Source organism: Microbacterium jepli (assembly GCF_047237905.1).
Classification (GTDB): Bacteria; Actinomycetota; Actinomycetes; order Actinomycetales; family Microbacteriaceae; genus Microbacterium.
Genome location: NZ_JBDFLW010000005.1, coordinates 1,321,827 through 1,336,091, shown reverse-complemented (window position 1 = coordinate 1,336,091; position 14,265 = coordinate 1,321,827). Strand labels below are relative to the sequence as shown.

Annotated in this window: 13 protein-coding genes and 1 tRNA gene; 8 read left to right on the top strand and 6 right to left on the bottom strand. The window is 72.2% G+C overall.

What is annotated here, in order from left to right; all coding sequences use genetic code 11:
* Positions 1-36: 36 nt before the first annotated feature.
* Positions 37-831: an IclR family transcriptional regulator gene (locus tag ABC304_RS10510; protein WP_412930558.1), complete on the top strand. Its 795-nt coding sequence runs from the start codon at positions 37-39 to the stop codon at positions 829-831.
* Positions 832-941: 110 nt separating this feature from the next.
* On the opposite strand, the gene ABC304_RS10505 is transcribed toward ABC304_RS10510, so the two are convergent.
* Positions 942-1,937 (bottom strand): LacI family DNA-binding transcriptional regulator, encoded by a 996-nt coding sequence (locus tag ABC304_RS10505; RefSeq protein ID WP_412930557.1) that lies wholly within the window; start codon positions 1,935-1,937, stop codon positions 942-944.
* Between the two features lie 171 nt (positions 1,938-2,108).
* Here ABC304_RS10505 and ABC304_RS10500 point away from each other — a divergent pair, with 171 nt between their 5' ends.
* From ABC304_RS10500 to ABC304_RS10485, 4 genes are read left to right on the top strand one after another with little or no spacing between them, the layout of a single operon-like run.
* Positions 2,109-3,371 (top strand): sugar ABC transporter substrate-binding protein, encoded by a 1,263-nt coding sequence (locus ABC304_RS10500; RefSeq protein WP_412930556.1) that lies wholly within the window; start codon positions 2,109-2,111, stop codon positions 3,369-3,371.
* A gap of 10 nt (positions 3,372-3,381) precedes the next feature.
* Entirely contained in the window at positions 3,382-4,491 is a 1,110-nt protein-coding gene (locus tag ABC304_RS10495; RefSeq protein WP_412930555.1) for a carbohydrate ABC transporter permease, read from the top strand.
* Positions 4,488-5,399, top strand: a complete 912-nt coding sequence (locus ABC304_RS10490; RefSeq protein WP_412930554.1) for a carbohydrate ABC transporter permease — start codon at positions 4,488-4,490, stop codon at positions 5,397-5,399. Before ABC304_RS10495 ends, ABC304_RS10490 begins: the two co-directional genes overlap by 4 nt.
* Positions 5,396-7,303 (top strand): glycogen debranching N-terminal domain-containing protein, encoded by a 1,908-nt coding sequence (locus ABC304_RS10485; RefSeq protein ID WP_412930553.1) that lies wholly within the window; start codon positions 5,396-5,398, stop codon positions 7,301-7,303. Before ABC304_RS10490 ends, ABC304_RS10485 begins: the two co-directional genes overlap by 4 nt.
* A 121-nt stretch (positions 7,304-7,424) precedes the next feature.
* On the opposite strand, the gene ABC304_RS10480 is transcribed toward ABC304_RS10485, so the two are convergent.
* Positions 7,425-7,901 (bottom strand): YbaK/EbsC family protein, encoded by a 477-nt coding sequence (locus ABC304_RS10480; RefSeq protein ID WP_412930552.1) that lies wholly within the window; start codon positions 7,899-7,901, stop codon positions 7,425-7,427.
* Positions 7,902-8,101: 200 nt separating this feature from the next.
* On the opposite strand from ABC304_RS10480, the gene ABC304_RS10475 reads away from it, so the two are divergent.
* The 3 genes from ABC304_RS10475 (at position 8,102) to ABC304_RS10465 (ending at position 11,675) form a co-directional block, all read left to right on the top strand.
* Positions 8,102-8,602 carry a hypothetical protein gene (locus ABC304_RS10475; protein WP_412930551.1) on the top strand — a complete coding sequence of 167 codons (501 nt, stop codon included), beginning with the start codon at positions 8,102-8,104 and terminating at the stop codon, positions 8,600-8,602.
* Positions 8,603-8,845: 243 nt separating this feature from the next.
* Positions 8,846-9,916 carry a Glu/Leu/Phe/Val dehydrogenase family protein gene (locus ABC304_RS10470; protein WP_412930550.1) on the top strand — a complete coding sequence of 357 codons (1,071 nt, stop codon included), beginning with the start codon at positions 8,846-8,848 and terminating at the stop codon, positions 9,914-9,916.
* A gap of 151 nt (positions 9,917-10,067) precedes the next feature.
* Positions 10,068-11,675, top strand: coding sequence for an AMP-binding protein (locus ABC304_RS10465; protein WP_412930549.1), 1,608 nt, complete (start codon positions 10,068-10,070; stop codon positions 11,673-11,675).
* 5 nt (positions 11,676-11,680) lie between these two features.
* Here the strand turns inward: ABC304_RS10465 and ABC304_RS10460 are convergent, their stop codons facing one another.
* The 4 genes from ABC304_RS10460 to ABC304_RS10445 form a co-directional block, all read right to left on the bottom strand.
* The gene (locus ABC304_RS10460; protein WP_412930548.1) at positions 11,681-12,106 is read right to left on the bottom strand and encodes a DUF2809 domain-containing protein; all 426 of its coding nucleotides are present in this window, start codon (positions 12,104-12,106) and stop codon (positions 11,681-11,683) included.
* Positions 12,107-12,161: 55 nt separating this feature from the next.
* Positions 12,162-12,234: transfer RNA gene (locus ABC304_RS10455), tRNA-Ala, on the bottom strand.
* A gap of 55 nt (positions 12,235-12,289) precedes the next feature.
* Complete coding sequence (locus ABC304_RS10450) at positions 12,290-13,279, bottom strand: large exoprotein (protein ID WP_412930547.1); 990 nt, start codon at positions 13,277-13,279, stop codon at positions 12,290-12,292.
* Between the two features lie 82 nt (positions 13,280-13,361).
* A complete protein-coding gene (locus ABC304_RS10445; RefSeq protein ID WP_412930546.1) occupies positions 13,362-14,228 on the bottom strand; it encodes an LLM class F420-dependent oxidoreductase in 867 nt (288 codons plus the stop codon).
* Between the last annotated feature and the right edge of the window lie 37 nt (positions 14,229-14,265).

The following is a 14,265-nucleotide window of genomic DNA, read 5'->3' as shown; positions in this document are numbered from 1 at the left end:
GCCCGCGACACCGGCTCGTGGCATTCTGTGTCTGAGATGACAGACAGTCCAGCGCTGGCGGGCGGCGCGTCCGCGACGCGTCCGCAGGTGCCGGCGGCGGAGCAGACGTTGCGCGTGCTGTCGTTCCTGGCGCGTCAGCGCGGACCCGTACCCGCGCGGGCGGTCGCCGTGGCCCTCGGCATCCCGCGCTCGAGCATCTACCACCTGCTCGCCGAGATGCAGGAGCAGCAGTTCGTCGTCCATCTGCCCGAGGAACGGCGGTGGGGGCTCGGCATCGCCGCGTTCGAGCTCGCCGGCGGCTACTCGCGCCAGGAGCCGCTCGCGCGCCTCGGACGCCCGGTCGTCGCCGAGCTCGTCGACCGCACCGGCGAGAGCGCCCACCTCGCCGTCATGCACGGCCGCGACGTGCTGTACATCGTGGAGGAGCGCGCGCCCCACCGCCCGACCCTCGTCACGGACGTCGGCGTGCGCCTCCCGGCCCACCTGACCGCGTCGGGCCGGGCCATGCTCGCCGCGCTCCCCCGCGAGCAGGTGCGGGCCCTGTATCCGGATGCCGCGGCCTTCGCCGAGCGCACCGGCCGGGGTCCGCGGCGGCCCGGCGAGCTGCGCGAGGTGCTGCGCGCCGTCCGCGCCGCCGGCTTCGCGAGCGAGGACGGCGAGGTCACGCTCGGACTGCGCTCGATCGGCGTCGCCGTGCGCGACCACGTGGGCTGGCCGGTCGCCGCGATCGCCGTGACCTATGCCGAGGACCGCCCTGTCGACCCGGCCGCCCTCGCCGCCCGCGTGGAGCCGGTCGCCCGCGAGCTCGCCCGCCGCCTCGGCGGGCGCTGACCTCCCCCGGTTCCCGCGAGACAGCACCCGCGCGGCGAGACGGAGGGGAATCCCCTACGTCTCGCCGGTGCGGTGCACTCTCGCGGGGAGAGGTGGGTCGGCGCCCGGGTTCAGCGCAGCACGAGCCGCGGCTCGACCAGCACGTGGGCGCCACCCGGCACCGCGGGGCGCGGGCTGATCGACGTGCCCGACGGCCCCATCAGCAGCTCGAGCGCGCCGATCGCGACCTGCTCAGGCAGCTGCTCGACGCTCGACAGTCCGAGCGCCTCTGCGGCCGGGGTGTTGTCGAACCCGAAGATCGGGAGCTCCGGGCGGCCCGCGGCGACGGCGGCCATGTGTGCGCCGATCGCGAGCGAGTCGCTGGCGCACACCACGGCGTCGAGCGGTCCTGCCGTCAGAGCCTGCTCAACGACGGCGCGCGCGCCGGGCACGCTCTCCTCGGTCACGAGCCGCGGTCCGCCGCCACCGGCCTCCCGCCACCCGCGCTCGCGGTCGTCGCCCGTGCCCGATCCTTGAGGCCAGCCGAGGAACGCCACCTGCGACCCTGCCGTCCGCAGAGCCCGCTCGGTGGCGGCGCGTGTGCCCGCCGCCCCGTCGACGTCCACCCAGAGGTGGGCGGGAGCTGACACGTCGTCCGCGCCCCAGGGGCGCCCGAACGACACGAACGGAATCGCCCGCTCGACGAGCCAGCCGGTCCGCGGGTCGCCGTGGAACGTGCCCGTCACGACCACGGCGTCGACCTCGCCCGCCTCGGTGAGGTCGGCCAGACGCGCCAGCTCCTCCTCCGGCGTCCGGGCGGCGTAGACCAGCATCCGCATGCCGCGCTCGCTGCTGCGCTCCGTGAGCGCGTGCACGAACCGGTCGAGGACGACGCCCGAGACGCCGCCGGCGTAGGGATCCAAATGGATGCCGATGGTCGAGCTGCGCCGCGTTCGCAGCCGTCGCGCGGCGGCGTTCTGGCGATAGCCCAGCTGCGCGATGGCCTGCGTCACGCGCTCCCGCGTGGCCGGTCGAACGACGTCCGGGGCGTTCAGGACGTTCGAGACCGTCTGCCGGGATACGCCGGCGACGAGGGCCACGTCCTCCACGGTCGGGGTGCGATCCACGGCTCCCCCTTCGTCGCGGTCGATGTGCTCAGCATCCTATCCAGCCCCCGGCAACGGGTTGACAAGCTGAGAAAACGCGATCTACCGTCTATCCACGCGCTGAGTTTGAACGATCAAATATCCGCGCGACTCACCCTGCACCACCCTCACGGCTACTCGAAGGAGAGAGACATGACACGCAGCGGAATCCGCCGGCTCATCGCCGTCGGCGCCCTCACCGCCACCGGCGCCCTGGTTCTGGCGGGATGCGGCTCGGGCTCGGGCTTCAGCGACCCCGGCGCATCCGAAGGCTCGGGCGACCTCACGTCGTCCGACGACGGACTCAAGATCCTCATCGGATCCTCGGGCGACGCCGAGACCGACGCCGTCAACGCGGCCGTCGCGGCGTGGTCGAAGGAGTCCGGAGTGCAGGCGACGGTGTCGACCGCCAGCGACCTGCCGCAGGAGCTGTCGCAGGGCTTCGCCGCCGGCTCCCCGCCGGACCTCCTCTACCTCGCTCCCGAGGCCCTGGCCGGCTACGCCGAGAACGGCTCGGTCAAGGCTTACGGCGACCTCCTGGGCAACAAGGACGACTTCTACCCGTCGCTGGTGCAGAACTTCACCTACGACGACCAGTTCTACTGCGCCCCGAAGGACTTCTCGACCCTCCAGCTCATCATCAACAAGGGGATCTGGGATGCCGCGGGCCTGACCGACGCGGACATCCCGACGACCTGGGACGACCTCGCCTCGGTGGCGCAGAAGCTCACCGCCGACGGCCGCGTCGGCCTCGCCTTCGGTGCGGAGTACCAGCGTGTCGGAGCGTTCATGGCACAGGCCGGCGGCGGTCTCGTGAGCGACGACGGCACGCAGGCCGTCGCCAACAGCCCCGAGAACGTCGAGGCGCTCGACTACGTGAAAACCAACCTGGCGCAGGGCGACTTCGCGTTCGCGTCCGACGTGGGCGCAGGCTGGGGCGGCGAGGCCTTCGGCAAGGGGCTCGCGGCCATGACGATCGAGGGCAACTGGATCACCGGCGCGATGTCGTCGGACTACCCCGACGTCGACTACGTCGTCGCCGAGCTGCCGGCGGGTCCGAGCGGCCAGGGCACGCTGCAGTTCACGAACTGCTGGGGCATGGCCGCCGACAGCCCCAACCAGAAGGCCGCCCTCGACCTGGTCGAGTACCTGACGAGCTCCGAGCAGGTGCTGTCCTTCTCGAAGGCGTTCGGCCCGATGCCGCCCGTCCAGTCGGCCGCCGAGGAGTGGAAGAGCGAGAACCCCACCCTCGCCGCGTTCCTCACCGCCGCCGACTACGCCAAGAGCGTGCCGACCAACGACGGCATCGCGTCGGTCATCACCGACTTCAACTCCCAGCTGGAGTCGCTGAAGACCGGCGACCCGCAGAAGCTCCTCGACACGGCGCAGTCCAACGTCGAAGCCGTCGTCGGCTGAGCCTGAGGCGATGACTGCGACCGTTACGGCGCCCCGTCGCGCCGGGCGTCCCTCCGGGGGCGTCCGGCGCGGCGAGGCCATCGCCGGCTGGGCCTTCACCGCGCCGGTGCTCGTGATCCTCGGGATCTTCCTGCTCGTGCCGGTGCTCATGGCGCTCTGGGTGAGCTTCTCCGACTGGTCGGGCCGGGGAAGCCCGTTCTCCGGCAACGTCAATTTCGTCGGCCTCGACAACTACGCCGCGATCACCGCCGACGGCGGCCTGCCCACCCGCGACTTCGGCACCGCGCTGCGCAACAACGCCTGGTACGTGCTTCTCGTGGTCCCCCTGCAGACCGCGCTGTCGCTGTTCCTCGCGGTCCTTGTCAACCGCGCGGTGCTGCGCGGCCGCGGCCTGTTCCGCACCGCGTTCTACTTCCCCTCCGTGACCAGCAGCGTGGCCATCACGGTGCTGTGGTTGTTCCTCTTCTCCGCCTCCGGCGCGGTGAATCAGATTCTCGGAGCCATCGGCATCGCCGGACCGAACTGGTTCAACGATCCGAGCGGCATCATCCACAAAGCCCTCGGCACGGTCGGCGTCACCGACGGGCCCGCCGCCCTCACCGGAAGCGGCTTCCTCGGGCTCACCTGGTGGGACTGGCTGTCCGGCCCCTCGGTCGCGATGTCGGCGTTCATCCTCATGGCCGTCTTCACCACCAGCGGCACCTTCATGCTGCTGTTCATCGCGGCGCTGCAGAACCTCGGCGGCGACATCGACGAGGCGGCGATGATGGACGGCGCCAACGCCTGGCAGCGGTTCTGGCGGGTCACCCTCCCCCAGCTCCGCCCGACGCTGTTCACCGTGCTCACGCTGGGCCTGATCGGCTGCTGGCAGGTGTTCGACCAGATCTACACCGGCACCCAGGGCGGCCCGGGCAAGACGACGCTCACGCCCGCCTACCTGTCCTACTCCGCAGCGTTCCTCGACCAGGACTGGGGCCAGGGCGCCGCGATCGCCTTCATCCTGTTCGCGATCATCGTGATCCTCACGATCTTCCAGCGGTGGGTGCTGCGCGACCGCCCGGTCTCGCGGCGCCGGGCGCGCCAGTACGAGCTCCCGCAGAAGAAGGAGGCTGCACGATGACCGGCACCTCGCTCGCCAAGGCCGAGATCGCCACAGCGGTGTCGCAGAAGTGGGAGAAGCCGACACGGCAGCGCTGGCACACGCGCACGCTGACCTGGCAGATCCTGCTCTACGCGCTGCTGGTCGTGCTCGCTCTTATCTACATCTACCCCTTCCTGGTGCAGATCTCGACGTCGCTCAAGCCCGACGCCGAGGCGGCGACCGACGCCATCTCGCTGATCCCGCAGACGTGGACGGTGGCGGCGTACGAGCGTCTCTTCCTGCGGAGCGATTTCCCGATCTGGTTCGCGAACTCCGCCATCGTGACGCTGTTCGTGACCCTGGGTCGGGTGTTCTTCGCGTCCCTCGCCGGATACGCGCTCGCCAGGCTGCACTTCCGCGGGCGCGGCGTCGTCTTCGCCGCCGTGGTGGCGGTCATGGCCGTCCCCACCGTGGTGCTGCTCATCCCGAAGTTCCTCGTGATCAACCAGCTCGGCATGTACGACTCATACGCGGGCATGATCCTGCCGTTGCTGGTGGACGCTGCCGGCGTGTTCATCATGAAGAACTTCTTCGAGTCGATCCCCGTGTCGGTCGAGGAGCAGGCCCGCATCGACGGGGCGGGCACCTTCCGCCTGTTCTGGTCGGTCGTCCTGCCGATGGCGCGCCCGGCGCTCATCACGATCGTGATCCTGTCGTTCCAGGGGTCGTGGAACGAGCTGTCGCACTTCATCATCTCGACCCAGTCCCCCGAACTGACGACGCTGACCAAGGGCGTCGCGCGACTCGCCTCGGGTCAGCTCAGCCAGGGGACGCAGTACCCGCTGAAGCTCGCCGCCGCCCTCATCATGACCATCCCGGTGGCTGTGCTGTTCTTCATCTTCCAGCGGCGCATCATGAACGCCAGCGAAGGAGCCGTCAAGGAATGACCGTCCCCCTGCAGCCTCTGCTCGACGCGGCGGTCGTCGCCCTGCGCGCCCCCACCCAGGTGTGGTCGGGCGCGGAGGGCGACCTCGGCGCCGCCGGCATCGACGGGGTCTACCACGGCGACGTCCGCCATGTGCAGGCGCTGACCCTGACCTGCGCCGGCTCTGACGTGGAGTGGGTCTCGCGCGCCGTCGACGGACCCTCCCGCGTGGTGTTCGGCGGACTGCTGCGCGGGCTCGACGACCGCTGGCCCGACCCCAAGGTGCGCCTTCGCCGGGAGCGGCTCGTCGCCGCCGGCCGCGTCGACGAGAGCTGGACCATCTCGTCGCATCTCGCCGAGGCCGTGAGCACGTCGCTCGAGCTGCGCATCCGGCCGGACTTCGCCTCCCTCCACGAGGTGAAGGCGGGCCTGCCGGTGGCGCGTCCGGTGCAGATCGAGACGATGGATGCCGCGGCATCCGTCGTCTCCGACGTCCAGCGTCTGACGCTGCACGCGCCCGCGGCCGAGGTGACGACGGACGGCGAGGACCTCGTTGCGACGTGGGAGGTCCGGGTGGAACCCCGGTCGGAGACCGAGGTGCGGTTCACCCTCACGATGGACGACGACGCGCTCGTCGTGCAGGCCCCGGCCCGCGCGGCCCCGTGGGAGGCCGCGGACGTCGCGGCCGCGGCATCCGACCCCCGGCTCGCGCGCTGGCTGCAGGCGGCGCTCGGCGACCTCGACGCCCTGCGCCTCGTGCTGCCCGACCACCCCGACGACGACTTCTTCGCCGCGGGCGCACCGTGGTTCCTCACCCTGTTCGGCCGTGACTCGCTGTGGGCGGCGCGGCTCACGCTCCCCGTCGACGCGGGGATCGCGGCATCCACTCTGCGGGTGCTCGCCCGGCTGCAGGGGGCGGTGCACGATCCCGCGACCGCACAGGAGCCGGGCAAGATCCTCCACGAGCTCCGCGCGACGAGCCTGGAAATCCCGGGTGAGGGCGTGGTGCTGCCTCCGCAGTACTACGGCAGCGTCGATTCCACCCCGCTGTGGGTCTGTTTGCTCGCCGACGCCTGGCGCGCGGGCATGCCCGAGGCCGACGTGCGCGCTCTTCTCCCCGCTCTCACCGGAGCGCTGCGGTGGATCCTCGAGGAGGGCGATACCGACGGCGACGGTTTCCTCGACTACATCGACCGCACCGGGCGCGGCCTCGCCAATCAGGGGTGGAAGGACTCGGGCGACTCGATCCAGTGGCGTGACGGCGCGCTGGCGGAGGGGCCCATCGCGCTGTGCGAGGTGCAGGCCTACGCGTATGAGGCGGTACTCGCCGGTGCCGACCTGCTCGAGGCGCTCGCACCGGACGCGGAGCTCGATCCGACGGAGCTGCGATCCTGGGCCGCGACGCTGCGCGCGCGCTTCGCCGAGGCCTTCTGGGTCGAGACGCCCGAGGGGCGCTATCCGGCCATCGCGCTGGACCGGCACAAGCGGCCCGTCGACAGCCTGACGAGCAACATCGGGCACCTGCTCGGGACGGGAATCCTCGATCCGGCCGACGAGCAGCACGTCGCGACGCTGCTTCAAGGGCCGTCGATGGCGAGCGGCTACGGCATCCGCACGATGTCGACGGGCGCCGCGGGGTACTGGCCGCTGTCCTACCACGGCGGAAGCGTCTGGATGCACGACACCGCGATCGCGGTGCACGGCATGCTGCGCGCCGGATTGACGGATGCCGCGGCCTCTGTCGTCGGCGGGATGCTCGACGCGGCCGAGGGGTTCGGCTTCCGCGTGCCGGAGCTGCACTCCGGCGATCCCGCGACGGAGACCCCCGCGCCGACGCCGTATCCGGCGGCCTGCCGGCCGCAGGCCTGGTCGGCGGCGGCCGCCGTCACCGCGCTGCAGGCGCTGCGGGCGGTCGCCGCGCCCTGACCTGCAGCGCACATTCGCCGCCCCGCCGGATAAACGCGATGTGCGCACGGAAACGCGGCGGTGCGGTGTTTCCGTGCGGCGATCGCGTTTGTCCGGCGGTGCGGTCTCGGGCCCGCGCGGGTCAGGCGACCGGCAGGACCGTGCCGCCGGTGAGGCGGACGAGCTCGTCGAACGTCAGCGGGAACACCGTGTGCGGCGTGCCGCCGGCCGCCCAGATCTCCGGGAAGGCGGCGAGCGCCTCGTCGACAACGGTGACGAGCGGTGCGGGGTGACCGGTCGGGGCGACGCCGCCGATGGGCTGGCCGGTCGCCTCGCGCACCTGGTCGACGGTCGCGCGCGCGATGCGCTCGCGTCCGAGCCGGGCGGCCAGGGCGGCGGTGTCGACCCGGTGCGCGCCGCTGGTCATGACGAGCAGCGGCTCGCCGTCGCTCCAGAAGACGAGACTGTTCGCGATCGCCCCGACCTCGACGCCGAGCGCGGCGGCGGCCAGCGCGGCGGTCGAGGCGGCATCGGGCAGCACGACGATCTCGCCGGGGATGCCCGCGGAGCGCAGCGCATCGTGCACGAGGCGGCTACGGGACGGGAGGTGTGCGGACACCGCTCCACCCTACGAGCGACAACCGGCTGTCGCGTGCCGGGGCGCGTCCGTCGCGTGCGGTGTGCACCGCCGGCGGCCTCGTCCGATCTCCGCCACGACCGCGGCACCGAGCGACACGGGACCGACGCCGCTCACCGGCGTCCCGCGAGGATGACCGCAGCGGATCACTCGCCGCACCTGCGCCAGCCATGGAGGATCACATGACCGAGCCCACCGCTGAGAAGACCCTCAGTCGCCGCACCCTGGTGAAGGGCGCCGCCTGGGCGGCCCCCGCCATCGCCCTGGCCGTCGCGGCTCCCGCCGCCAGCGCGTCGACCGTCGACGTAGGCGCCTTCGCCCTGCGCGGCTCCTGCGGCACCCTCGGTGTCCTCGGCCCCGGGTTCACCCTCCAGGCCGGGCCGACCACGCCTCTTCCCGCCGGTACCACCGTGCTCGTCAGCGGCTCCGGCGTCGCCAACATCGGCGTGTTCACGGTGAGCGGCGGCACGGCGAACGTCGCCGTCCTGAGCGGCACCTCCCGGCTCATCACCCTCACGTCGGACGTGCCGGCCGGGGCGACGATCTCGTTCCGCACGACCCTGTCGATCACCGTCGCGTTCCAGCTCAACGCCGTCGCCACCCTGCCCACCGGCTATGTGGGCACCGGTGGGAAGTCCGCCGCGAACGTCAGCTCCACGCTGGTGCTCTGCAGCGCGACCTGATCCTGCGAGCCGCGCGACGCGGGCGTTCGTCCGTCCCGAGAGCCGCACGCATGCGGGCGCCCGGCCCGCGAGCTGCACAGCCTGCCACCCGCGACCTCGCGTCGCGGGCGGCAGGCTGAGCACTTTGCGCCGCGCCGTGCGCGACGGTTGATCGCGCCCTCGGCCGGTGATCTGATGGGTGGGTCGCCGCACATCCGCGGCGTCACCCCGCAGCGCCCACAAGGCCGGCCGAAGGAACACGCGATGACGCACACCCTGCCCCTGCCCGATCTCACCCACGAGCGCGTGGAGGTGGTGACCGGACGCAGGAGCGGCCTCTTCGTCGCCGTCGCGCTCCACTCCTCCGTGCTGGGCTCCGCCCTCGGCGGCGCGCGCTTGTGGACGTATCCGCACTGGAGCGACGCCCTCGGTGACGCGCTCCGGCTGTCGGCGGCAATGACGCTCAAGAACGCCGCCGCCGGACTCGACGCCGGCGGCGGGAAGTCGGTCATCGGCCTGACCGAGGGCACGGTGCTCGACGAGGAGCGCCGCCGCGCGGCCTTCCTCGACCTCGGCGACGTCGTGGAGTCCTTCGGCGGCCTGTACCGCACGGCGGAGGACGTGGGCTCGACGACCGAGGACATGCTCGTCGTCAGCGAGCGCACAGACCACGTCGTCGGACTCCCCGAGGCCGGCGGCGGCTCCGGCGAGCCGGCGGGACCCACCAGCCTCGGCGTGCACGCCTCGCTCCTCGCCACCCTCGAGCGCGTCACGGGCACCGCGTCGGTGGAGGGGCGCCGCATCACCGTGTCGGGGCTGGGACAGGTCGGCAGCCGCCTCGCGGTGCGCCTCGCCGCTGAGGGCGCCGTGCTCACCGTCACCGACGTCAACCCCGGCAAGCGCGACCTCGCCGCCGAGCTCGGCGCGACGTGGGTACCGGCGGGCGAGGAGCACCTCGTGCCCGCCGACGTCTTCGTTCCGGCCGGCATCGGCGGGCTGCTGACCGACGACGTCATCGACGCCCTCGACGCGCGCGCCGTCTGCGGTCCCGCCAATAACCCGCTCGCCTCGCGCGCGGGCGCCGACCGGCTGGCCGGGCGCGGCATCCTGTACGCACCCGACTTCGTCGTGAACGCGGGCGGCGTCATCTACCTCGACCTCGAGGCGAAGAAGCTGGGCTCGCGCGCGGAGATCATGCAGCGCGTCGCGGGCATCGGCGACACGATCCGGCGCGTGTTCGACGAGGCAGAGCGCCGCGGCGTCACCCCGCTGGCCGCAGCCGAGGGCCTCGCCGCCGAGCGTCTGACCGGCCGCGCCGTCCCCGCGCTGGTCTGAGCCGCGCCGCCGGGGCCGCGAGCCCCCGGCGGCCGACGCCCCCTCCTGGGGCACGGGAGATGCACACGGGACTCCCTCCCACGGACGGTGACACTCGGTTGCACGGATGGCAGGATGAAGTCATCCGTGCTCGCGCGTCGAAGGAGACCGCATGTTCACCAGCCCGTTCCCCGATGTCGAGGTCCCTGATCTGAGCATCTACGAGTTCCTCCTCGGATCCCTCCAGGACGAGGAGCTCGAGCGCATCGCGCTGATCGATCCGGCGACCGGTGCGGAGACGACGTACGGCACGCTGCGGGCGCAGGTGGACGCCTTCGCCGGCGCTCTCGCGGCCCGAAACGTCGACACGTCCACCGTCCTGGGCCTCCTCTGCCCCAACGTCCCCGCCTTCGCGACCGTGTTCCACGGTGCGCTGCGCGCCGGCGCGACCGTCACGACGATCAACTCGCTGTACACGGCCGGTGAGATCGAGAAGCAGCTGCGGGATGCCGGGGCCACCTGGCTCGTGACCGTGACGCCTCTGCTCGCCGGCGCCCAGGCCGCGGCCGAGGCCGTCGGCATCCCTCCCGAGCGGCTCATCGTGCTGGACGGACCGGGATCGGCCGAGGAGCGCGGCAACCCGAATCTGCGCGAGCTGCTCGTCGAGCAGTCCCCCGCCCCCGACGTGAGCTTCGACCCGGCGACCCACATCGCCGTCCTCCCCTACTCGAGCGGCACGACCGGCAACCCCAAGGGGGTCATGCTGAGTCACCGCAATCTGATCGCCAACGTGCAGCAGTGCCGCTCGAACATCGACCTGAAGGCGAGCGACCGGGTGCTCGCCGTGCTGCCGTTCTTCCACATCTACGGCATGACCGTGCTCCTCAATCTGGCGCTGCGCCAGCGTGCCACCCTGGTGACGATGCCGCGGTTCGACCTCAAGGACTTCCTCACCCACATCCAGACGCACGAGTGCACCTACCTGTTCATCGCCCCGCCGATCGCGGTCGCCCTGGCGAAGCATCCGATCGTCGACAGCTTCGACATCTCGAGCGTCCGCACGATCTTCTCCGGCGCCGCCCCGCTCGACGGCGAGACGGCGAAGGCCGCCGGAGACCGCCTGCACGCGGTGGTGAAGCAGGGATACGGCATGAGCGAGCTGAGCCCCGTCTCGCACGCGAACCCGTACACGCGCGACGACATCCCGGTCAGCTCGGTGGGCGTCCTCCTGCCGAACGAGGAGTGCAAGCTCGTCGACACCGAGACCGGCGAGGAGATCACCGAGATCGGGCCCGACGGGCAGACCGCGCCCGGTGAGATCTGGGTCAAGGGTCCGAACGTCATGATCGGCTACCTGAACCGTCCCGACGCGACGGCGGAGACGCTCGACGCCGACGGCTTCCTCCACACCGGCGACGTCGGCGTCTATCACCGCGACGGCTACTTCTCGATCGTCGACCGCGTCAAGGAGCTCATCAAGTACCACGGCTACCAGATCGCGCCCGCGGAGCTGGAGGCGCTCCTTCTCTCCCACCCGAAGGTGATGGATGCCGCGGTCATCGGCGTGAACGACGAGGAGAAGCAGGAGATCCCCAAGGCGTTCGTCGTCGCCGCGCCCGACTCGGGCCTGACGGAGGACGAGGTCATCGCGTTCGTCGCCGAGAACGTCGCGCCGCACAAGAAAGTGCGGCGCGTGGAGTTCATCGACGCGATCCCGAAGTCCACCGCGGGCAAGATCCTCCGCAAGGACCTCCGCGCGCGGGAGACCGCCGCGGTCTGACGCCGTCAGTCAGCCCGCGCGGCGGTCCACGCGCGCACGGCCGCGTCGAGGGCGGCGGCCACGGCGATCGCGGCGACGTAGACGACGAGGTCGCGCACGTCGAAGCCGGTGCCCAGCACGAGCGCGATGGGCCGGAACCACGCCGCCAGCGTCAGCGGCACCTCGGTCAGCTGCAGGAGCTCGACGCCCACGCACCACGCCGCCGCCACCCCGCCGACGAGGAGCGTGGCCGCGCGCGGCGCGACGAGCACCCCGGCGGCGAAGGCCGCCACGGCGTACAGGGCGTCGCCCGTGATGTCTGAAAGGGCGGTGTCGGCACTGAAGGCGTGCACCGTGAGTCCCGCCGCGATCACCGCGGCCAGAGCGACGGCGGCCGCGATGCGGCGACGCGCGGCCGGCACACGGAGACCCGTGAGGTGTGCGCGCGCCATCTCGCCATTCTGCCCGGGAACGACGAAGGCCCCCGCTCAGCGGGGGCCTTTCCGGTGGACCTGAGGGGATTCGAACCCCTGACCTCTTCATTGCGAACGAAGCGCGCTACCAACTGCGCCACAGGCCCGGACAACCCGTCTACGTTATCACGACGGTCGACCGTCGCTGAGCGTCGGCGGGGGTCAGGCGCCGACGGCGCGGCGCTCGAGGAGACGGCGCACGTGCTCCTCGATGGAGGCGTCGTCGTGTGCGGCCAGCGGGCGCTCGGACGATGCGGATGCCGCGGCCCGGGCCGTGCGCGCGGTGTCGATCGACGGCGGACGCTGAGCCTCGGCCCGGTCTCGCAGCGTCTGCTCCAGGGCCGCTTGACGCAGCTCCTCGCGGGCGGCCGCGGCGTCGAGGACGGCGGCGGCGCGGGAACCCGCCGAGGCGGTGAGCGGACGGGGCAACTCGCGGGGCGCCCACTGGCGGACGGGCTCTCCGAGGGCGACATCCTGCAGATCCGCGGCCGGTGCGACCGGGACGGCGACGGGCACGACCCGCTGCGCGGTGGCCGCGACCGTGGCCAGGCGACGCAGCGTCATGACCGAGACGACGGCCAGCGCGAGACCGCCCCAGACGAGGACCGAGGACCCGGTCGCCGCGATCTGCCACACGCCGGTCGCGAAGACGGCGATACCGGCCAGCGTGCCGAGCGACGCCACCTGTCGCACGCGGCGGCGCGCCCGCGCACGGCGGAGGTCTGCTCCCGCGCGGCGTGCGGCCATGACCGCGGCACGGTCGGAGCGGCGGATCGCAGCCGCCGCCTGCCGCGCCTCGCGCTTGGCGGCCTTCGCCTCGACGCGCGCGGTCTCCTGGGCGAGCACGCGCTCCTCGCGGGCGCGGTCGAGATCGGTGCGCGCCTCCTCGAGAGCGGCCTGCTCACGCTCGGCGAGAGCGCGCTTGGCGAGCTTCTGCTGGGCCAGTGCGGTGCGCGCGGTCAGCTCGACGCGGACGACCTCGGGCGTCTCGCTCGTCTCCGCGAGCACGCGCAGCGCCTGGTTGAGGCGGACGGCGTTGCGCTCGGCGGCGTCGTAGCGCCGACGCTCCGCCCAGGTCGGCAGCAGATAGACCATCCACAGGAGCACGGCCACGAGGACGATCACTCCCCCACCCAGCACCGGTCCGCCCATGCGCTCCACGGTAGGCGACGACCCGCGTCCGGCCGGGGAACCCGGGGCGTGTGTCGCCGCCGGATCCTACGGCCCGAGCGGCTCAGAGGGCCGCGAGCGCGGGCACGACCTCGTCCACGAGGCGCGTGGTCCACCCGAGCGGGTCGGGCGGACGCACCCCGAGCACGACCATCGTCACCCCGAGGTCGGCCAGGCGCGACATCTGGCCGGTGAACGACGGGGCGAACGGGTCGGACGCGCCGGCGATGACGGTCTTCTCGATCGCGTCGTAGTCGGTGCCCAGGCGGTCGCAGTGGCCGCGCAGGACGTCGAGCAGGTGGGCCACCTCGTCAGGATCGGAGGTGGTCAGATTCACGATCTGCGCGTACTGCGCGGCCAGGCGCAGCGTCTTGCGCTCGCCCTTGCCGCCGATCATGATCGGCGGGTGCGGGGCCGAGACCGGCTTCGGCTGTCCGAGCGTCTCGGCGAGCCGGTAGTGCGTGCCCTCGAACGGCCCGTCGTCGTCGCTCCACATCTGGCCCGCGATCTGCAGGGTCTCCTCGAGCCGCTCGAAGCGCTCCGAGATGGCGGGGTACGGCACGCCGAGGCCGTGGTGCTCCCGCTCGTACCAGGCCGCGCCGATGCCCAGCATCGACCGACCGCCGCTGAGCACGTCCAGCGTGGTCGCCGTCTTCACGAGAAGACCGGGGTGGCGGTAGGTGACGCCGACGACGAGCGGGCCGAGGCGCATGCGGCTCGTCTGCGCGGCGACGAACCCGAGCGTCGTGTACGCCTCGAGCATGGGCTCGGATGCCGGGGCCATCGCCTCCATCTGGAACCAGTGGTCCATGACGGTGAACTGGTCGAAGCCGCCGGCCTCGGCGACGCGGGCCGTCTCGGCGATGACGGTCGGAAGCGCGGCGGGAGCGCCGGGGACGGAGTAGTTCCAGAAGTGGAGGCCTGTCTGCATGAGGTCAGGCTAAGCCCGCCGCCGACCTCCGAGGGTC